Here is a 20493-nt window from a genome sequence, read left to right as displayed (position 1 = left end):
GGGGTGACACAGATGCTCACCGACCTGATCGCCCGCGACCTTCTGACCGCCGCCCTTGCCCCTCTCGTTGCGCCCGACACGACGGCCACGATCCTCGGGATGGAGATCGCCTGCCGCCGTGACGGCGGCGCGATGGTGGTCCGCGACCCTGACGGCCACGTGCTGGCGCGCCTAGCATCCCGAGCTTCATCCGCGCCGACGCGCACGACGCGCTCACTCCATCCGACGAGTCCAGCAGCTCTCCCGCATCCGCAACGGCATGGGCCCGATGCCAGCGTTCAACGCGCTGACCGATGCGCAAGTGAATGCGTTGGCGCGCTATGTCTCCACGGTCACCAAGTCCAAACCCGCGCGAAGATCGCGCAGTCATCTCGTCTCGACGGCGGCCCACAGATTGAATGCCATCTCCTTAGATGCCTTTTTCGGTCGAGCCGAAAAGCATTTGTCGGACCCGCTCACCCACTTTCGCTAGTCGACCTCTGACGGTGGTTGCAGCCGCCCTCCGAGACCGGTGTGCTTCGCGTTCATGGCGTAGAGCGGCATTGAAGGTCTTGAGGGTTTGCGGGTTGCGCTTCCAGACCCCGCTCACCATGAAATTGCCCCGATCCGAGGGCACGAAGTTGGGGACGACGTTGATCTGTTGAGCGCCGATCCAATGCAGGAGCCGGGTACGGGCCCTCGCGACCTTGAGGAAGTCGTCGCGTCCTTCAATGGGCGAACTCAACGAGACCCTGATCGTTCTTACTGCCGGGAAATGTTCAGCCAGGAATGCGACTGCTTCAACGAGCACAAGGCTCCTCGGCACCCGGTGATGCCGCATTTGGATGACTGCGGGCACGAAGCGGTCGAGGTGAACCTCGTGCCCACCGCGCAATACGACCACCGCCCCGATCGTTCCGACATGTGTCTCGCCATCGTAGACATACATGAGTTGGCCGAGTTGGTACGGCGCCAAATCGGGCCCTGTGATGCGGAGCTCGGCGAACGTCGGCGATTGCGTTGTGGCAACCGGCGAGGGAATGTGGCTCAAGCAGGCCCTCCCTGACCCACGGACCGCCAGGCGCCCACAGCGTTGGGCGCGAGTTCGCCGTGCTGCGAGCTTTGGCCGCGGACCAGGAGCGAGACACAAGCGCGAGCGATCTCACCGTGCCCGGATCCGTCGCGCGATGGCATCAGTCCACTGAAATTTTGCGCGTGCGAATCACGTCGGCCCATCGGGCGGCTTCCTTCTGGATAGTGGCGTCGAGCTCGCGCGGAGTGCCACCGCCGACCTCCAATCCGACAGCAGCCAGCTTCTCTTTCAACAAGGGGTCTGCCAGCACCTCGTTCGTCTGGCCGCTGATCTGCTGCAACACTTCGGGCGGCGTGCCCGCTGGAGCCATGAGGGCATACCAGGACACGGCTTCGAATTTCGGGAAGCCCAACTCCGCGATGGTCGGCAAGTCGGGCATTGCAGTGGAGCGCTTCGCGCTGGCGACGCCGAGCGCATGGAGCTTGCCAGACTTGATGAAGGGAAGTGCCGTCGACAGCGGTGCGAACATCATCGTCACCTGGCCGCCAACCACGTCGGTCAGCGCCACGCTGAGACCTTTGTAAGGCACGTGGATCAGCTTGATGTTGGCGTCGAGTTGAAGCATTTCGCCCGCCAGGTGGGCCTGGCTGCCAGCACCCGCGGATGCAAACGTGAGCTGTCCCGGCTTCTGGGCTGCCAGCTTGAGTAGCTCACTCAGAGTCAGCGCTGGCACGCTGGAGCCTGTGACCAGCACGTTCTCCGCTCTCGCGAGCATGGTCACCGGCACAAGGTCTGTCGTCTTGTACGGCAAGTTCGGCATCAAGCTGGGATTGACCGCGATATTGCCCACGGGAACGACCCCCAGCGTGTATCCGTCAGGCGCAGATTTGGCGACCTGGCCCACGCCGATTGAACCGGCCGCACCCGCCTTGTTTTCCACCAGGACGGGTTGTCCCCATGGCTTGGACAATCCCTCCCCCACGATCCGGCCAATGGCATCGGCCGGGCCACCGGGTGCAAAGGGCACCACCAAGTGAACCGGCTTGGCGGGATAGACCTGCGCGGATGCCAGCAGCGGCATGCAAGCCATGAGGATGGCGATCAGGAAGCGCTTCATGGAAATCTCCGATGGGTCTGGAAAGTGTCTCAAGCCACAACAGTGGGGATGTCGCCCGTCAATGCGAAGCCTGCGGCGTCAGCACGGTCAACGTAGCCGGCCAGCACAGCGTAGTCCGACTCCTCCACGGGCGCGAAGCGAGCCAGAGCCAGTGTCGCCATCTGCACGGCGGCATCTGCATCGCGATGCAAGTCGAGCAAGGCGGCACGCATGCGAGCGACCGTGTCGCCGCTGATGTCATCTGATGCGACCAGCGGCGGAATCGGCGATGCCGGCGTCACCGCCACCGTCTTGAGGTGCCTCAGACGCTCTGGCGAGTGCAGGCGCAACAGATCCAGTACATAGCTGTCGACGACGCCGACTTCCGCCTGGGCGCTCGCCACCGCGTCAATCACCTCCAGCGGCGTCGGCGTTGGCGATGTGGTCGACCGGTACAGCGCTCGTGCGCCTGCCGCCGCGTGATTCAGCAGATAGTGGCGGGGCGCGTTGTGGCCCGAGTTCGATTCCCGCAGCATGCAAGCGAGCCGACCGCCGAAGGTCTGCGCAAGCGAATGCACATTCGCGTCGGTCCGCACGATGAACTCGGTGAAGTACACCGGGCGGTCGCCGTACCGAGGAAGTGATGGAACCGGCCCAGCCAGGAGTTGAGGACGCCTCGCGCTGGTGACATACGGCAGACCGCACATGAACACGCAGCCGCAATCAGGACGGGCCCACAAGGCGCTGATGGGTGTCGGCGGCGCGTGCTCGACGTAGCTCAACGCAATGCCGGCGCGTTCCGCCAGGCGCGCGAAAAGCGCCCGCCATGCCAGCGCGACCGGCTTGCTCACGTCATACATGCGCGCGTTGGCGATCATGCGTACAGCAGCCTCTGCCCGAGGCCCATGCGCTCGGCCTTCTGCAGGATGGCATGACCCAGGGCAATGTCGCTCAGGGAAAGGCCACGATGCCAGAACAGATTGATCTCGTCGTCGCTCTGCCGACCAGGCTTGCGGCCCGCGACGATCTCGCCAAGCTCGCCATAGAGGGTCTGCTCCGAGAGCTTGCCCGCCTCGACGTGTGCGCGCAGCGAGCCGAAGATGCCGCCCTTGCATTGGCTCCAGTCGTCGACCACCATCTTGTCCATGATGTCGGTGAGCGAGAGTTCGACGGCACTCATCGTGCCGTAGGGCACCACGAACGCGCCCGGCTTGATCCATTCGGTCTTCAGCATCGGACTCGGACGCTCCAGCCGCGACGCCTCCACCACGATGTCGGCACCCCGCACGCAAGCTTCCCAGTCCTCCGTGACCACGATTTTCTTGCCAAGATCTCGCTCCAGGCGAGCGGCAAAGGCGTTGCGACTTTCCGGGCGGCGCGAATGCACGCGGATCTCATCAAAGTCGAACAAGCTGTCAAGCAGCCGGACGTTCCAGTAGGAGGTACCACGCGCCCCGACATGCCCGAGCACCTTGCTCTCGCGGCGAGCCAGGTGCCGGGCCCCGAGAGCAGTCATAGCCCCGGTGCGGGCGTCCGTGATGAAGGTGGCATCGATCATCGCGACAGGGACTCCCGTCCTTGGATCGAAGAGATTGAGCATGGCCATCTCCGACGGTAGGCCGAGCTTGTAGTTGTCAACGTAGTCGCCAACGATCTTGACGCCGGCCAGGCCAAGCGGCGCGACGTATCCGCGCAGCACATTGAAGTGCCCGTTGAAGGCCGGATCGGGAATCAGGTGCACGCGCGGCTCGATCACCGTCTCGCCCCTGCCTTGCGCAATGAGCGCTCGCTCCACGGCGACAAGGATCTCCGCATTGGTCATCGCCACCTTTGCGATGTCCTTGCCGTTGATATACGTCAGATAAATCTCGTTCATTCCATCTCCAGTCTTCGAAGGGGCTGCCATCACGACCGCGCCGGGATGAATGCAAGTCTAGGTTTCGCATCCATAAATGTCGTATGCTTTTTCGTCCGTTGTTCTTAACAGCAGGTTATGCAATGAAGTTGAACCTTCGGCAGATCGAAGTCTTCCGTGCCGTCATGCTGACCGGCTCGATCAGCGCCGCTTCAAGGCTCTTGTACGTGTCGCAGCCAGCCATCAGCCGGCTGATGTCGCACACGGAGCAACGCCTGGGACTTGAACTGTTCCGGCGCATCAAAGGGCGCCTGTATCCGACGCCGGAGGCACGGCGGCTGATGGGCGAGGTGAACGCCGTCTATGAGGGCGTCGAGCGCGTCAACGAGGTCGCGGAGGATCTCGCAGCCAACCGAATCGGCAGCTTGCGACTTTCATGCAGTCCCAACCTTGGTCAGACCGTCCTGCCTCTGGCGATCGCAGCATTCAAGCAAGCGCATCCGGGAGTGCGCATCGTGGTGCGTACGCAGATTCCTAGCACCATGCTGCGCGCGTTGCTTTCTGGACAGGCGGAACTCGGCGTATCCAACATGGCGTTGGCGCATCCCAACCTGGAAGCGCGCCTGTTGGTCAAGAACCCTATCGTTGCCCTGATTCCGAAAGGCAATCGACTTGCCGCGCGCTCTTTCGTGCGACCCGAGGAGCTGGCAAAGGAGTCTCTGATCGGCTATGAAGCCGATGTTCCGTTCGGACTGCTGGTGCGTGAAATATTTGGCGACGAAGAGAATCAGCCCGACATGAGCATCCAAGTCGAGCAAGCGCACGTGGCTCGGGCGCTGGCACAGGCGGGGGCGGGTATCGCGCTGGTCGACGCCATGACCGTGTTTGGGCAGACGTGGCCGAATATCGTCGTGGTTCCCGTCAAGACGAAGGTCAACGCCTCGGTCCAGATTTCCCATGTCCAGACCGAACCGCTATCGCGCCTATCGATGAACTTCGTGGAAGCGTTGACGGCAAGGATGGAGCGGTGAAGGGAAGCCAGCTGAGTTTTCAGTCAATCAACGTAGATTTCAGTAAGCGCCTTCTATTCGCTACCTACTTTTCAGTGAGCGTCACTGGCGAGCAATCGCCCGCTTGTCCGCTTTCCGTGACCTGCCCCCGCCCAGCCGTACCAGCGGAATGGCAGTGAAGTCCGTCAACTTGGAGAATGACGGACATGAGAAAGAGCAATCATCGGTTTCATCAAGCAGGCCGAATCTGGTTTGCCGATCAAGGACCTGTGTCGCAAGGGCGGCTTCAGCCACGTCAGAAGAATTCCTAATCCTAGAAGCAGCACATACCAACAAGTTTTCTTTGACGACCAAGAACTCATTCTGTCTCCTGAACAAGCGGCATGAAATAGCGAATCAATGCGAAGCGGGCCATCTTTGCCCTGATGGGGTCAGGTCATGCGAGAGCTCGCGGCGGGCAGGCAGTGGGAAGGGCCCCGCGCGATCAGGCCGTCCGTTTTCCCTTTCACTCATGAGCGCTACATCGGCGTCTTCCAGACTTCCTTCATCACGCGCAGCCAGTTTTCACCCATGACCAAGGCGATATCCGAGTCGGAATAGCCCTTGCCCAAGAGCGCATCCACCACTTCGGGCATTGCATCGAGTTCCACCTGCTTCATGTCGCTGCGCGTGTAGCCGCCGTCTGGCGGCAGCTTGTCAGCGTGGGCTGCTGCGTCGGCTGTGATCGCAGGCAAATCGACGATGTAGTCGAGCCCCAGGCCGACATGTTGGGGCCCGACCAACTGAGCGATGTAGTCGATCTGGTCGGCGAACTTCGAAGGCGATGCCTCATCGTCTCCAGTGAAGATCGAGAGACCCGTCAGTCCAAACACCCCACCGCTGGCCGCTACCGCCTTGATCTGATCGTCTCGGTAGCAACGCGGATGTTGATGGATGTTCCAGATATTGCCGTGGCTGCAGATCACCGGGCGATCGGAGTACTCGATGGCCTCCATGCAGGAGCGATAGCCGGCATGGGCAACGTCCACGAGCATCCCGACCCGGTTCATCTCGGTGACCAGCGTTCGCCCGAATCTGCTGAGCCCACCCTCACCCAGTTCGTGGCATCCATCCGCCACGAAGTTCTTCTGGTTGTACGCCAACAGCATGTGGCGGATCCCCAGCTTGTAAAAGACCTCCACCATCGAGAGGTCCCGACCGACCGGAACCGACCCTTGAAAATGGAAGCCCACGGCAAGCTTGCCCTCCTTCCTTGCTCGTTGGATGTCGTCCACTGTGTTGACGAGGGTGCAGAGATCGCTCTGGTCAAGGAAGAATTTCCGATACGCCGCGATGGCCTGGATCGCACCGATCGTGTCGCAGTTGTCTGCCACCAGTGTGAAAGAAACATAGGTGAAGCCGTCGTTGATGAGCCGTGAAACGAACGCATTCTTGAGCCGTTGGTCCGCGGGAGCGCAGAAGGGCGAAGTCATATCGCACACGAGTAGGCGGGAATACAGTTCGCGCGCTCGGTCTGATGCGGCGGGTTTCATTGCATTGGATGCATTGGGCATGATGCTTTTCCTGAGAGGCTGGGTTGTGGGACTCGATTTCCTGCCGACCATCACTGTCAGACCTTGAAGTCCGAGCCGGGTCGATGAAGCGCAACCAGGACGACCCAGAAGACGGCCGTCAGGGCGACCACGTAAAAGGCAGGCACCAGGGGGCTTTGGACAGCATTCAGCAGCACTGTGATCGCATACAACGAGAAGCCTCCAAAAATGGTTGCACTCAGGTTGTAGGAGATCGCCATGCCTGTGGAGCGAAGTTCAGGCGGAAAGAGATACGCCATCAACTTCGGATAGACCGCGTTGGAGGCCGACGTCACCGTAGTGAATATTGCCGAGCAGACGATGAACTTGGTCGTCGTTGGCCCGGAGGTCATCCAGACATAGAGCGGCACGATCAGCAGAATCAGTGCGCCAAGGCTGATGTGCAGCTGCCTTGTCGCACCCATCCTGTCAGCGACCATTCCCAGCAGCGGTGTCAGGACAGTTCCGATGCTGCCACAGACCAACAGAGCCAGAAACGGAACATGGGCCGGCAGCTTGAGTTCACGCACGGCATAGGTGGGCGCATAGACGAGGAGGACGTATTGCACCGACGTGCCGATCGCCGCCAGAGAGAGCGCGACCATGAGTGCACGGCGATGGTCTCGAAAGACGATTTGAAGCATCTCGATAGTTCCCCGGGCGCCAGCGTGTTTCTCGAACGCTTCGGACTCCGGGAGGTATCTTCTGATGTAGTAACCAACCGGAGCAATTAGCAGGCCGAAGGCGAAGGGAACCCGCCATCCCCAGCTGTCTCTGGATTCTGGTGACATCACCTGGGTCATCAACAGCCCGACAAGAGCCGCCATGACGGTCGCTAGCAGTGGTCCGCTGTTGTAAAGACCGCTGTAGAGACCTCGTTTTTTTGCTGGAACGGACTCCAGAAGGTAGGTCGCGGCACTCGCGAACTCGCCACCCGCCGATAGCGCCTGAAGGACACGCGCGATGACCATCAACACTGTGGCGGTCACCCCGATGGAGGCGTAAGAGGGCACGAAGACCATGATGAGCATCGACACGGTCATCGACGCCATGATGAAGCTTAGCGCGGGGCGTCGCCCGAAGCGATCGGCATACAGACCGATCAATACGCCACCAATCGGCCTCACGACGAAGGAGAGAGCGAAGGTCGCGAAGGTCAACAAGAGCGCTGCTGCGTCATCGCCGGCCTGAAAGAACTGCTTGGCGATGAAGACCGCCAGAAATCCATAGACGATGAAGTCGTACCACTCCAGCGCGTTGCCGATGATGGCAGCGACCAGCGCCCTTTTCTTGTGAGCCGCTTGAAGAGAAGCCTCTGCCGCCTGCGATGGCGCTTGCAATTGGGCAATGTCTTCGATATGGACAGTTTTCATGACAGCAGTTCGCATTCCTGAGATAAGGGGACCACGCGAATCTCCCACTGGCAGTCGAGCTGTCAGTGCGGCAGCCTCAGCGCTTGATGGTCGGCTTGCAGAGTCTGCATGGTACGTTTGGAGCCCGCATAAAACAATAAGCGTTTAACGCAACATGTATAGGGTTTACGCGACCTCCGGAGCTTTGAATACAATGCGCGGAAGATGGCTACCTCCTCATACAAACCCCGGCGCGTCGTCAGAACCCAGGCGGAGCGCAGCGAGACGACTCAGCGTCGCATCCTGAATTCAGCCATATCGCTGATTCGGCGACAGGGTTTCCAGAAAGCCAACCTGCAGAACATTGCATCCGGCGCGAAGGTCACGCTCGGCGCGCTGCAGCATCATTTCGGGACCCGGCAGGCCCTGCTGGAGCAAGTCGTGGAAGAGGTGATGGCCCCGCTGTCAGACAGGGGGCCTGTGTGGCCGGACGCAACGACCCCCCTCAGTGAGCGGGCTACGGAGTTCGTCGAACGCGCTTGGTTGCACATCTACGGTGCAGACTCGTATGTGGCTGCCTGGGGATTGTTCTTCGGTTGCAAGTCGATTCCCTCGCTCTTCAAGCGCATCGATGCGAAACGACAGACGGAAGACCCGGTATCGTTCGCCCATTTCCTAGCGCTCTTCCCTGAGATCTCTAGGAGCCATAGCGATCCCAACGGGTTCGCCGAAATGGTGTTCTCCACGCTTCGCGGGATCGCTGTGTTCAGGTTGTTTCCGGTGACGGAAGAATCCATCGCCTCTCAACTCGAATGCCTTTCAGGGATGATCGTTGCCGCGGGCCAGGAGAAGCCGCGGAAGACGGGCAAGTCGTAGCCCTCCCCAAGCCCGAGTCTAGTTCGTCACGAAGAAGAGCCGGGCTTGGCGCCCGAAGTATCTGACCGTGGTCCCCTCGCAGATTTCGATCACGTCGCCGGGGCCACCTTCAACGCGCTCTCCGTCGCCGGTCTCGACACCGAAGACGCCCTCCAGCACCAGGATGATTTCGTCATAGGCGAGCGTCTTCGGCTCACAGGCTGCCTCGTGCCACCGACCGAAGCCGCAGGGCAGCGCAGCGCCTTCGCTATCCTTAACCACCCAAGAGATTTCAGCCACGCCGTCGGATGCGCCCCCGCGCGCCTCGGAGGCGATCGTGTGTCCCGGGATGAGGCGAAGAGAAGTCATTCAGGTGCTCCGTGTGAGAAAAATGAGACATTCCGGGCCCTGCCGCGTCGTCGACGACGACGTCATCGTTCGCCTCGCCCGGTCCACACGCCAGAGGAAAGGGCCAAGCTGACGCCGATGTCGCGCAGCGGGCGTGGAGGGATGTAGCTGGCGGTTCCTTGCGAAAGAAAATCTGCCATCAGAGAATGCTCCAGGCCAAGGGCGAGGTCCGCGATGAACATGCCCGCCGCGGTGTGCCGCACGATGCCGGACCCGTTGCAGCACGAGGCGGCAAACGAACGCGGCCCCATGCGACCGAATGCAGGCGCGTGGTTCTGCGACACGGCAAGCCAGCCAGCCCAGAAGTGTTCCAGCTCGATCGGGCCGAGCTGAGGAAATCGCCGACGCAGGAGCGCCAGATTGGTCTGCCGTGCCTTCGCGCGTCGGGCATCAGTGGTGCGCAATGATGGCGAGTACTCGAACCCCTGGCGAATCATCAGCCGACGCTCTCGCGTCAGCCTCAGCGTCGATCCGGCCATGGCATGCGCCGGCGTCACGCCCCAGGTCGACTCGCTGCCGAGCTGGCCGAGTTGTTCATCGCTCAACACGGGCGTCAGGCTCGCGAACAGCAATATCGGAATCTGACGCGCCCTATAGACGCCGAAGGACTGCGAGAAGGCGTTGACCGCGAGGATGAGGGCGCTCGCGCGAATTCGGCCGTGCGGGGTCCGCACGGAAGGCGTCCGGCTGCGGATGTCCGCTTCGATCACTGGTGAGTTTTCGAAGAGCCTGACCTGGGGAGGAAGGTTGTCGGCCAGCCCGCGGATAAGACTCGCCGGATTGACGAGGTAGGTGCCCGGGGTGTGAATGGCAGCACAGTAGTAGGCGGTGCCCAGTGCTTCTCGCAGTTCGCCTCGATCAACCCATCGGTACGGCTCTTGCCAAGCCTTGAGATTGGCCTCGTACGTTGCGAGAGAATGCTTCGCAACCTCTTCCGTGACCGCAACGTGGTATCGCCCACGCTTCTCCCAGCCGCAATCGATGCTGTGCGCCTTGACAAGGCGATCCAGTTCGTCGAGCGCGAAGCGTCCCACGCGGATCGCGCGGCGGCCTTGCTCCGTCCAATGTTCCGATATCCCTGGCGTGTGCGGAAGATCGATCGCAAAGCCGGAGTTCCTGCCGGAAGCGTTCTCCCCGACCACGCCGGCTTCGACAAGAGCGATGGATGCGCTGGGCTGGAGCCGCGCGAGTTGCCGGGCTGCAGCGACGCCCGCATACCCTGCGCCGACCACCACCCAGTCGAAGTCCAGCTCGCCCTGTACCGCGGCCTTTGCCCGTCGCGTCGGCAGCAATGCGCTCCATCCATTGCTTTGATCATCTATGGGCAAGCGCCCAATGCGAACCGCCATGTTGGATCCCTGAGTAGGCCCCGCAATGCGCCCCCAAAGCCTAAGACCGGGGGTGAGCGTCAATCCGGGACAGATATAACATTAAGCATGTAATGTATATTAACCGAACGAAGGCATGCAATCACAGTTTTGACCAGCTTATTGAGGCTGCAGGTAGGGCGCGTCGTGGCCTCACACGGACTACCAGCCGGGGGTTGATTCGCAGGAGCGACGATGATGATGCGGGGGGCATCGCTCGGGCCGGGGTGGCGGCGCCCGGCAGATCCTGGCAATCCGGATGCATTTCGCACCGGACGAACTTCACCTGCGAGTTCTGGCGCAGGTACTCAATGACGTTAGGCGTCTTCCAGCTGCGGATTCACCCGGTCGATGCAACACACTGATGACTGCCGTTGGAATAAGGAGTGTTGCAGATGACGACCCGACACGAACCTACTACACAGTCAGCCAGAAGGCATTGATGTGGGAGCGATGGAGGCAGGGATGGACCAACTCCGGGAAACCCGGAGCGCGCTTTTCGGCGATGGCTCGGCGCCCTTCCAGTCGGTCCTCGCTATCCCGGTCGAGCCGGACTACTTCGCCCCCGCCCCCCTCTCCTTCGCACAAGCTCCCCGGGCACATTCCAATCCGTCGATGGCTATGGGCGGAAACGACTCTGCCGCCGCACTGGTGGAGGCTCTACAACCACCGGCAGTTGAACCTGTTGGTCGCGCGGGCGCTCGAACACAACACCGACCTGCGGCAGGCCGTTACCAACCTGGAGCGCGATCAAGCGCTGGAGTCCGAGTTGCACTGAAGTGAGAGAACGACGGTGACGGTTAGAGGCGGCCCGGGTTTGGACACGTGTCGGGCTTGAGTCTCCTGCAGAGCGACTACGAGCCGCCCACCCACGGCACATACAGCGCGGGGGTTTCCTTGTCGTATCAACTGGACCTGTTCGGTCAACTGCGTCGCGCCATCGAAGCGGCTGAGGCAGGCACCGGCGCTGCGCAGGCGGCGCCGCATTTCTCTATTTTCTGTTGAGCTCTTCTTGCAATGCGCGCACGAGATCTTCAGTAGGCATGACGTCAGCATACTTGCTTGCCATGTCGAACAGATTCACGGCATGCGACGTCTGCGACCTGTCGTACACCGCATCCTCGGGCACGACCACCTTGAAGTTCAAAGCGCACGCATCGATGACCGTCGCACGCACACAGCCGCTGGTCGTGCACCCCGTCACAATGACGGTATCGACTCCCAGGCCGATCAGATGACTGGTCAGGGGCGTGCCATGGAAGGCGCTGGCCTGGAACTTGGGAATCAGGATGTCCGCCTGAGCGGGCGAAACCTCGGCAACGAAGTCGTAGCCGTGCTTGGGGATGCGCATGACGCCAGGCACCTTCAGTTCGAATTGACCTCGGTTCTGGGGCCCCTTGGGCGCAACGTACGGGTAAAGAACAGGCGCCCCCATGTTCCTGAATGCCGCCAAGAGCCTTGCAATGTGGGGCACTGCACGCCAGCCGTATTCACCGCAACTCGTTGGCAGCGTCGTGATCGCCTCTTCAATCGGCATGGGTTGATCACCCATCGAGCGATATTGCACGTCGATCACCAGCAGAGCCGGGCGCTTGCCAAGACCGGTGGGCGTACCCCAGCCGGTCTTTCGGTAGATGGCCTGCTCGTCTTCGGGAATGACGCCGTCCCATGGCCGGCCGTGAGTTGCTGCAGCAGCGAGCATTTCAGACCTCCACCTTGGTCGCGTCGTAGGCAAGCAGCCAGTCGTAGCGCTGGCGCACAACGTCGGGGGCCCAGTTTTCTTCGATATAGGGCCGGGCAGTTTCGATTTGCTCCAGTGCCGGGTTGTGGAAGATTTTCAGCATTTCCATCGATTTGGCCTTCGTCAGATTGGTGCGCTCGATGCGCGCCGCGTCATAGCGGGAAAGCGCCCCCCGGATGTCGCCTGGTTGGTCCGCCAGGCAACGAGCCAGAACATACGCGTCTTCCATCGTGACGTTCACGCCCATGCCCAGATAGGGCGTCATCGAGTGGCATGCGTCGCCGACCAGCGTCACGCGCCCATTGGACCAGCGCTCCAGCGGATCACGGACAAACAGGCCCCATCGGAAGAGGTTTTCAGAGTGAATGAAGAGGTCAAGGATGTCCTGATTCCAGCCTTCAAAATCCTCCAACGCATCGGCCAGTTCGCCGCGCTCGGACCATGATTCGGTCTGCCACACTTCGCTGTCTACCTGGGCCGAAAAGCTCACGAATTGCTCGCCGTTGCGCTGCACCGGATAGCAAGTCACGTGAGCCGTCGGGCCCACCCAGGTCGACGCCAAGGCACGCTTGTGTTGAGCTTTCAGACTCGACATCGGCGCCAAGCCGCGCCAGGCCACCGCACCGGTATACCGTGCGGGGGCCGGGCCGAACTGCGATTGGCGCACGCGAGAATGTGCGCCGTCGCAACCGACCACGACATCGCCTTCAGCGAAGGTCTCGTTGTCGAACAGCAGTCGTGCGCGATCTCCGATCGTCTCGGCACCCAAGGTGCGAGCGCCGAAATGGACCGCATCCGGCTTGATTTTGATCACGGCCTCGTAGAGGATGCGCTGGAGTTCGCCGCGCAGCACCTGGATCAGGGTGTGGTCGACCTTGGAATCCGTGACGTCCCGGTTGTATACAGAGTGTTCTTCTCCCGTCTTCCAGAAGCGGATGACGCGGTCCTCGGGAGAGAGGTTGATGGCCTCAAGAGCTTCCTTCAATCCCAAGTCCGCCATGACGCGGCTGCCGTTGGCCGAGATCCAAAGCCCTGCCCCAACTTCTCGAAGTTCCGGAGATTGTTCGTAGATGTCGACGTCGCATCCCTTTTGCAGAAGCGCGATGGCGAGTGTCAGCCCACCCATGCCAGCGCCGGCAATCAGTACATGTGGCTTGTCGGCCTTTTGTTTATCTTGAGTCATTTTCTCTCCGGTTCAAAGCTCAGTGGGTTCTGCACGAGGTCCTTGATGGCCTCGAGGATCTTTACGTATCCCGTACATCGACAAATGTTGCCGCGCAGGAAATGGCGAATGGTTTCTTCCGAGGGGTTTTCGTGCAGCGACAGCATGGACTTCACCGCCAGGATCATTCCAGGGGTGCAGAAACCGCATTGCAGTGCGCCATGGGCGATGAACGCGCGCTGGACAGGATCCAATCGTCCTTCGTATGCCAGTCCCTCGATCGTGGTGACGTGTCGCTTGTGGACATCGGCGCACAGCGTCGTGCAGCTTGAGACAGGCATGCCGTCGACCAGCACCGTGCAGGCACCGCAGACCTGTACATCGCAAGAGCGTTTCGTGCCAGTCATCCGGAAGCGTTCTCTCAACACGTCGATCAGGAGCTCCCGCGGCTCGATCTCGATGGACCGCTCCGTATCGTTGAGCGATATGTCCACCCGAAGAAGCGGGAAAGTTTGCGTTGTTTGGCTCATTTCAAGCATCCCTCAAGAGCCCGCCGGGCGAGGACGGTGACCAAGTGCTTCTTGTACTCAGCGCTGCCGTGGAGGTCGTCATGCGCGTCTATCTGCTCGGCCTCGGCGCTGATGACAGGCTCCAAAGCTCCCCATACCGCCTCGAAGGAAGCATCGGGGGGCAAGCGTGCGGCCTCTTCCTGCGCTTGTGACAATGGCGCAGGCACAGCCACGATAGCGCCGACCCAAAGACGCAGCCGCTGGGGACCCGTGGGCGACCATACGGCAGCCACGCCCACCGCGGGACGCTCCGTATGGCCGAAGGGTCGATAGGCGGACCTGTCGCCTGGCAACTGACGAGGCACATCAACAGAGACAAGCAGCTCGTCGTCTTTCCGCGCCGTCGCGAATTCGCCGACGTGGAACTCGCGCGAAGCAACGGTGCGCTGAGCAGTTGCACTGGCCAGGACGATCCTGGCATCCAGCGCGCACAACATCGTGGGCGCATCGGCATGGGGTTCCGCGAAGCAAAGTACGCCGCCAAGGGTCCCGGCGACACGCACCCTGATGTTGGCCACATGCTCGCTGAGGTGGGCATAGCCGGGAAGCAACTGCTGAACCAGCGGATCGTTGGCAATCACATGGTGCGTCGACAGCGATCCGATGCTGAGCGTGCCGTCATCGAGAAGGCGAATGCTGCGCAGTTCTTCGACCTGCTTGATATCGATGACATGGTCGTACTGCAGCACGCGCGCCTTCAGGGCGACGAGCAGCTCCGTGCCTCCGGCATGAAACGTCGCGGTATCTCCGAATTGAGCCTTCATTGCCAGAGCTTCGCGCAGGCTTGAAGGTCGATGCAGCGTAAAGCGCGCTGGACGCATCAGTCAGCTCTCCGCCCAAGCCCGGCGGCGACGCCCAGCATCGGCGCCACGAACCACCATCCCGGCGATTGATGGAAGGCGGTCGTCGCCGCATACGCGACCACACAGGCAACCGCGACGCTGACGCCGACGCGCGGCCACTGAAGTACCAGATCGACACCGTGCGAAGACCGGGGCACCGGCACATGCTGCTGAGACGAATAGGCGTGTTGCGGATATGAAGCGAGAGGCGCTTGAACGGCAGCGGAGGGGGCCGGGGACGGAACCGATGCAACCGATGCAACCGAGCAGCGGAGTTGCGCCGGTGCGGCAGCAGCCGGATTGGCGATCGAGATCTGAGCAACGGGCGCCGCGGCACCATCGGAGGAATGGGGCTCCGAGAAACCCGCCAGCTCATTGCGCAGCCGCCTTTCGAATTCGCCGAAGAGCTCTTCCGAGCGCTTCTTCACGACCGGGTAGCCCAGCGATGCGAGTCGGCCGGCAACCTGCATTTCCGCATCGATTCCCAGCGTGCACTCAACCTTGTCATCGCTGCGCTTCTCATCGAGGTTGACCTTCATGCGAACATCGATGGTCGTTCCCGTGAACTTGTCGCGCCCCATGGCACTGAGCTCCACGTGGCGCTCCAGCGTGTAAGAGCCCAGCACGATGTTGGTCGGAATCTCCAGTTTGAACGGGCCGATCTTCTGCTTCATCAGCGCCGAGAACTGCTTGAGCGGCTCGACCTCAGTCACGTTCTCGCAGCCCGGAATCAGGCCGGCGACGCGCTGGACGTCGAAGAAGATGGCCCAGAGCTGGGCGGCCGATGCCGGGAGGGTGGCGTCAATCCTGAAATCCATGCTTTCCTCTTCAGTTGTTTTGCGCAGCCTTGACTGCTTTCAGCGCTCGCCAGACCCGCTCGGGCGTCAACGGCAGGTCCTTGATTCGTACTCCCCAGCCTTGGAAGAGTGCATTCGCGACGGCCGGAGCGACCGGTAGGATTGCGCCTTCTCCACCACCGCGGGCGCCAAACGGGCCAGGGCCGTCAAGGCTTTCGATCAATACGGTTCCAACATGGACCGGCACGTCTTCCATGGTCGGCACCCTGTAGTCGAACAAGGTTCCATTCACCACCTGGCCGTCCTCGTAGATGTATTCCTCGAAGAGGGTATGACCCAAACCCATCACCATGGCACCTTCGTCCTGGCCCTCTGCGGCCTTGGGATTGACGACATAGCCCAAGTCCGCAGCGCCCCCGACCCGGACAATGCGGACGGCTCCAGTGCTCTCGTCGACCTCGATTTCACATGCGCCGGCACCGGTTTCCCAGAACAGGGGGGCGAGCTTGAACGCGCCGTTCTTCGTCTCCGAGTTCACCCGGCCGACCCCGAAAAACTCGCCAGCGCTCATGCCGTTGAAGCGGCTCAACAGTTCAAGGATGGAGATCGACCCGGCGGGCCCTTCGATGCGGCCTTCTTCCAATTGGTAGTCCGAAGGCAAACCACCGAGCACAGTGGCAGCCGTCTCGCCAATCTGGCGCAGGATGTCTTCGCAGGCCATCTGTACGGCCAGCCCGATGATCACCGTCGATCGGCTGGCGCCGGTCCCCCAATCGTATGGCGCGAGCAAGGTGTCCGGTTCCGACACTGAAATCATGCGCAGTGGCTGGCGCAGCATCTTCTGCGCGACGATCCGCAGCACGCCTCGATTGCCTTGACCGATTTCGACCGAGTTGGCCGATACGTTGATTGAGCCGTCCGCCCGCAGGCGAACGGTGGCCCCGCCAATGGGCATGATGCCGGGATCGCTCACGCCTACCGCAACACCCCGGCCGCGACGTTGTGCGCCGGTCATCTCGGGAAGCGCCTCCAGAGCGCCCACGGCCTGGCGCAGGGAGTTGCGCATGTCCACGTCCAGGGGTCGCAGATCCGGCTTGATGGTCTGTCCCTTGTCTGCCATGTTGAACATGCGGAACTCGATGGGATCCACGCCCAACGCATCGGCCATGATGTCCATCTGTGACTCTGTCGCCCAGACGGCTTGCGGCCCACCAATGGATCGGAAGGCCGCGCCCGGTACCGTGTTGGTGTAGACGCCGTACGACTCCAGCCGAAGGTTTGGAATGTGATACGGGCCGATGGCACGAATGGCTGCCTTGATGGCGATCGCTGGCCCAGTATCGGCAAAGGCTCCGCCGTTCAGCACGGCCTTGATGGATTTCGCCGTGATCCGACCGGTTTCGTCGACTGCGGTCTTGAGCGTGATTTCGGCATCGAGGCGTCGGCAGGTCAGCATCGATTCGGCAATGGACAGGCAAACGCGCACGGGTGCCCGAGCCTTCCAGGACAATGCCGCCACGAGCGGATCGATCTTGACCGATGCCTTTCCTCCAAAGCCTCCGCCGATGTAGGGCGAATGCACGCGCACGCATGCCAGAGGAATGCCGAGTGTCTCCGAGCACACCCGGGCGATCGCGGTCGGCGTTTGACCGCCACTCCAGATCTCCAGTGCATGCGGCTTCCAATTCGCGATGCTGACATGAGGCTCCATCGCGAAATGGAACACCATCGGAAAGGTGAAGGTGTCTTCGAAGATGCGGGCCGCCGCGGCATAGGCCTGGTCCACATCCCCGCTGGTGTACTTCCAGTGCTGGAAGATGTTTGTCCCCTCTACGGGGCTGGCCTCGCCTCGAAAATAGAAATCCTTCAGCTTGTCCATCTCTTCATGGACAAGTTCGGCGCCTTCGGCCATCGCCTCGCGGGCGGTTGTCACGAAAGGCAGCGGCTCGTACTCGACGACGATGGCATCCAGAGCCTCTTCCGCTGTGACCTCATCGATGGCCGCAACCGCTGCGACCGGATCGCCGACATACCGCACTTTTTCTATAGCAATCACCTCGCGGTCGCGCAGGTAGAGTCCCCACCGGTTGGCACTCCCGGGGAGGTTTCTCATGTCGGCCCCGGTAAGGACGGCAACCACACCCGGCATGGCCAGCGCAGCGCTCGTGTCGATGCTGCGGATGCGAGCGTGGGGCACCGTGCTGCGCAAGATCTTCCCTTGCAGCATGCCGGGCACCTCGACGTCGCTGGCGAAGATCGCCGCGCCCGTGACTTTCTGGAGATAGTCGGCACGAGGCTCCTGATGGAGCGGAAGGTTCGGATGGGAATGCATACCGAGTAGGAGAGAGGTTACTCGTCCAGGGTGATGTGCGACTGGGAGATCACAGCAGCCCAGGTCTTGGTTTCTGCCGCTTGCCGCTTCGCGACATCCTCGGGCGAGCTGGACGTGGGCTCTACACCGACCGCGTACATCCGTTCCTTCACCTCTGCGGAGTTCATGGTCTTGGCGATTTGCGGAACCATCTTGGCGATGACGCTCTTTGGAACTCCGGAGGGCGCATAGAGAGCGAACCACGTCACGGCCTCGAAGCCGGGGAGCACGGTCTCCGAGAGGGTCGGGATATTGGGCATTGCCTGCGCACGCTTGGCCGTCGTCACTGCCAGCGCCTTAAGCCTGCCAGCCTTGATTTGCGACAGCACCGCCGGGCCTTGTTCGATCGCCATCACGACCCGGCCAGCGATGAGGTCCACCACCATAGGACTGCTGCCCTTGTACTGAACCGGCAGCAGATCGACGCCGGCGCGCTGCTTGAAGAGTTCCATGAACACATGCTGGGACGTCCCCTTGCCAGCCGAACCGTAGGCGTACTCGCCCGGTTTTGCCTTGAGGTAGGCAATGAGTTCCTGGATGGTGTTTACCGGCAGCGAGGCCGGCACGACAACATAGGAGGGATTGAATCCCAGCATAGAGACCGGCTCGACATGGCCGGCGACCTCCTTCATGCGCGGCAAGAGCTGCGGCAGGATGGAGAACATCGACGACGCGCCGATGAGCAGCGTTTGGCCGTCCGCCGGCTGCCGTGAGACGTATTCGGCGCCAATGAGTCCAGAGGCGCCAGCCCTGTTGTCGACGATGGTGGGCTGCCCAAACTCGGCGAGTCCGTTCGCCACCGAGCGGGCATAGAGATCGGTTGCACCGCCCGGCGGGTACGGCGCAACGATCGTGATGGCTTTGCTGGGGTAGGTCTGCGCTTGTACAGAGATCGCAAGCACAGCCAGTGCGACCCCGCAGCACGCCGCAAGTACCTTTTTCGTCGTGAACATAAAGAAACTCCTACAAATGGGTCTCGCGAGCGGGCGTCTCTTCCGTTGCGTACAGCAGAATACGATATCGCCCTAGGGAATCTAATTCTGTTCTGCGCCACGCTATGATGTCAAGCGGAATTTGAGCGGCATTTGTAATGTGGGGAGCCTGGCAATTCGTTCGCCTTGCCTTTTTGCACGCATGTTCAGCGACCCTCAGAAGCGAACGACGGCCCGCCGCCAGATAGCGCTGCACCGCCCCACTCGTTTGTGGAGCCAGCAGAGGTGGCCTACGCCACTTGTTCATCGGATTGGCTTACATAGATCCGTGATGTCGAAGAAACCTCAATTGGACGGAGCAACTGATGAAAGCTGAGAGAGAAGACGAGCAAAAGGTCGGAGGCGTTGCCGCCGTCGAAAGAGCTTTCGCGATCCTCCGTGCTTTCCGCGCAGGCGACACTTCGCTCAACCTGAGTGAGCTAGCGCAGCGCACTGGGATGTACAAAAGCACCATCCTGCGAACAATGACCTCGCTGATCCGCGAGCATTGCATCGTTCGCCTCGATGACGGCACCTATCAATTGGGCTCGATGCTTCTGCATTGGGGGGGACTCTATCAAGCGGCCCTGCGGCTCGACGACCACGTGCCCGCTATCCTGAGACGATTGGTTCAGGAAACAGGCGAAGGCGCTTCCTTCTTCACTCGTGAGGACAATCTGAGGGTGTGCCTGTTTCGAGTTGACTCGCCGAAATCGGTACGCGATCACATCCGCACCGGTGACCTTCTGCCCTTGGATAAAGGTGCCGCCGGCAGAGTGCTGCACAGCTTCGACCGCGCACTGACTCCTCCGGCAAATTTCCCCGAGCAGCCGCTCATCGTGACCATTGGCGAGCGAGAGCCGGACATTGGCGCGATTGCCGCGCCGGTCTTCGGTCCCATGGGCAGTCTGCGCGGCGCCCTGGCTATTTCTGGCCCGTCGGCACGTTTCTCCTCAGAGTTCATACCTGGCATGTCGCTGGCGGTGCTCAAGGCTGCCTCCGATTTGACCCGGCGCCTCGGTGGCGACACTGCAGTGTTCGAAACCGCATCTGCAAATTCCGACTTCGCTTCAACGGTTCCATCGTCGGCATCCGCGAGAGCGACCTAGCATCGCCCGTCAGCTCGCATCGCGTGCTCCATGGCGTGGCTTCGCAAGAGGAGCAGCGACAACACACCGTTGCCGAAGCCATGCGCCTCTGTAGAGGCGGACCGCGTACGAAGTTCTGCCATAGAAAGGTCGAGAGCCTGTTTGTCTCGGCCAAGGTGGCCCGCGTTGTCGTTCGTATTGTTCGGAACTACGCACAGACCGCGGCGCCGTCCATGAATCATGGCCGATGCCGGCCGGCTTTCATGCATGCCAGATCGTGCCTTCGACACTGGACGCAATTGGCTTGAGCTTCTTTGGCGGGAGATTCCAGGGGTCGAGGTCAGCGGCTATTTGGTGGATATCTCCGATGCTTCCCGACGCGCCCCCGTGCCGTGCCCGGCCAAGCCCCATCGACTATGCGAGGAC

18 protein-coding genes are annotated in these 20493 nt (G+C 61.4%); 3 read left to right on the top strand and 15 right to left on the bottom strand.

Annotated elements, in window-relative coordinates:
- Positions 1–409 precede the first annotated feature (409 nt).
- From AC1DMA_RS07955 to AC1DMA_RS07940, 4 genes are all read right to left on the bottom strand, one after another.
- The gene (locus AC1DMA_RS07955) at positions 410–1030 is read right to left on the bottom strand and encodes a hypothetical protein (protein WP_478143836.1); all 621 of its coding nucleotides are present in this window, start codon (positions 1028–1030) and stop codon (positions 410–412) included.
- A 142-nt stretch (positions 1031–1172) separates the two neighbouring features.
- Positions 1173–2129, bottom strand: a complete 957-nt coding sequence (locus tag AC1DMA_RS07950) for a tripartite tricarboxylate transporter substrate binding protein (protein ID WP_478124578.1) — start codon at positions 2127–2129, stop codon at positions 1173–1175.
- Positions 2130–2158: 29 nt separating this feature from the next.
- The gene (locus AC1DMA_RS07945) at positions 2159–2986 is read right to left on the bottom strand and encodes a phosphate/phosphite/phosphonate ABC transporter substrate-binding protein (RefSeq protein ID WP_478143835.1); all 828 of its coding nucleotides are present in this window, start codon (positions 2984–2986) and stop codon (positions 2159–2161) included.
- Positions 2983–3984 (bottom strand): ornithine cyclodeaminase family protein, encoded by a 1002-nt coding sequence (locus AC1DMA_RS07940; RefSeq protein WP_478124576.1) that lies wholly within the window; start codon positions 3982–3984, stop codon positions 2983–2985. Before AC1DMA_RS07940 ends, AC1DMA_RS07945 begins: the two co-directional genes overlap by 4 nt.
- 122 nt (positions 3985–4106) lie before the next feature.
- On the opposite strand from AC1DMA_RS07940, the gene AC1DMA_RS07935 reads away from it, so the two are divergent.
- Positions 4107–4994: a LysR family transcriptional regulator gene (locus tag AC1DMA_RS07935; protein WP_478143834.1), complete on the top strand. Its 888-nt coding sequence runs from the start codon at positions 4107–4109 to the stop codon at positions 4992–4994.
- 497 nt (positions 4995–5491) lie between these two features.
- On the opposite strand, the gene AC1DMA_RS07930 is transcribed toward AC1DMA_RS07935, so the two are convergent.
- Positions 5492–6445 carry a dipeptidase gene (locus AC1DMA_RS07930; protein ID WP_478143833.1) on the bottom strand — a complete coding sequence of 318 codons (954 nt, stop codon included), beginning with the start codon at positions 6443–6445 and terminating at the stop codon, positions 5492–5494.
- A gap of 137 nt (positions 6446–6582) precedes the next feature.
- A complete protein-coding gene (locus AC1DMA_RS07925; RefSeq protein WP_478143832.1) occupies positions 6583–7965 on the bottom strand; it encodes an MFS transporter in 1383 nt (460 codons plus the stop codon).
- A gap of 156 nt (positions 7966–8121) precedes the next feature.
- On the opposite strand from AC1DMA_RS07925, the gene AC1DMA_RS07920 reads away from it, so the two are divergent.
- Positions 8122–8772 (top strand): TetR/AcrR family transcriptional regulator, encoded by a 651-nt coding sequence (locus AC1DMA_RS07920; protein WP_478124572.1) that lies wholly within the window; start codon positions 8122–8124, stop codon positions 8770–8772.
- Positions 8773–8790: 18 nt separating this feature from the next.
- Here the strand turns inward: AC1DMA_RS07920 and AC1DMA_RS07915 are convergent, their stop codons facing one another.
- The 9 genes from AC1DMA_RS07915 to AC1DMA_RS07875 form a co-directional block, all read right to left on the bottom strand.
- On the bottom strand, positions 8791–9120 hold the full coding sequence (locus AC1DMA_RS07915) for a hypothetical protein (RefSeq protein ID WP_478124571.1): 330 nt from the start codon (positions 9118–9120) through the stop codon (positions 8791–8793).
- A gap of 62 nt (positions 9121–9182) precedes the next feature.
- On the bottom strand, positions 9183–10508 hold the full coding sequence (locus tag AC1DMA_RS07910) for an NAD(P)/FAD-dependent oxidoreductase (protein ID WP_478124570.1): 1326 nt from the start codon (positions 10506–10508) through the stop codon (positions 9183–9185).
- Between the two features lie 1009 nt (positions 10509–11517).
- On the bottom strand, positions 11518–12228 hold the full coding sequence (locus AC1DMA_RS07905) for an isochorismatase family protein (protein ID WP_478143831.1): 711 nt from the start codon (positions 12226–12228) through the stop codon (positions 11518–11520).
- 1 nt (position 12229) lies between these two features.
- On the bottom strand, positions 12230–13450 hold the full coding sequence (locus tag AC1DMA_RS07900; protein ID WP_478124567.1) for an FAD-dependent oxidoreductase: 1221 nt from the start codon (positions 13448–13450) through the stop codon (positions 12230–12232).
- Positions 13447–13959 (bottom strand): (2Fe-2S)-binding protein, encoded by a 513-nt coding sequence (locus AC1DMA_RS07895; protein WP_478124566.1) that lies wholly within the window; start codon positions 13957–13959, stop codon positions 13447–13449. Before AC1DMA_RS07895 ends, AC1DMA_RS07900 begins: the two co-directional genes overlap by 4 nt.
- A complete protein-coding gene (locus tag AC1DMA_RS07890; RefSeq protein ID WP_478143830.1) occupies positions 13956–14819 on the bottom strand; it encodes an FAD binding domain-containing protein in 864 nt (287 codons plus the stop codon). The genes AC1DMA_RS07895 and AC1DMA_RS07890 overlap by 4 nt, the downstream gene beginning before the upstream one ends.
- Positions 14819–15658, bottom strand: coding sequence for a CoxG family protein (locus AC1DMA_RS07885; RefSeq protein ID WP_478143829.1), 840 nt, complete (start codon positions 15656–15658; stop codon positions 14819–14821). Before AC1DMA_RS07885 ends, AC1DMA_RS07890 begins: the two co-directional genes overlap by 1 nt.
- 10 nt (positions 15659–15668) lie before the next feature.
- Positions 15669–17969, bottom strand: coding sequence for a xanthine dehydrogenase family protein molybdopterin-binding subunit (locus tag AC1DMA_RS07880; protein WP_478143828.1), 2301 nt, complete (start codon positions 17967–17969; stop codon positions 15669–15671).
- A 17-nt stretch (positions 17970–17986) separates the two neighbouring features.
- Positions 17987–18961 (bottom strand): Bug family tripartite tricarboxylate transporter substrate binding protein, encoded by a 975-nt coding sequence (locus AC1DMA_RS07875; protein ID WP_478143827.1) that lies wholly within the window; start codon positions 18959–18961, stop codon positions 17987–17989.
- Between the two features lie 344 nt (positions 18962–19305).
- Between AC1DMA_RS07875 and AC1DMA_RS07870 the strand changes: the two genes are divergently transcribed.
- On the top strand, positions 19306–20088 hold the full coding sequence (locus tag AC1DMA_RS07870; RefSeq protein ID WP_478124561.1) for an IclR family transcriptional regulator: 783 nt from the start codon (positions 19306–19308) through the stop codon (positions 20086–20088).
- Positions 20089–20493: the final 405 nt, after the last annotated feature.

Source organism: Variovorax sp. 05N34 (assembly GCF_056397405.1).
This window is presented reverse-complemented; position numbering and strand designations above follow the sequence as displayed.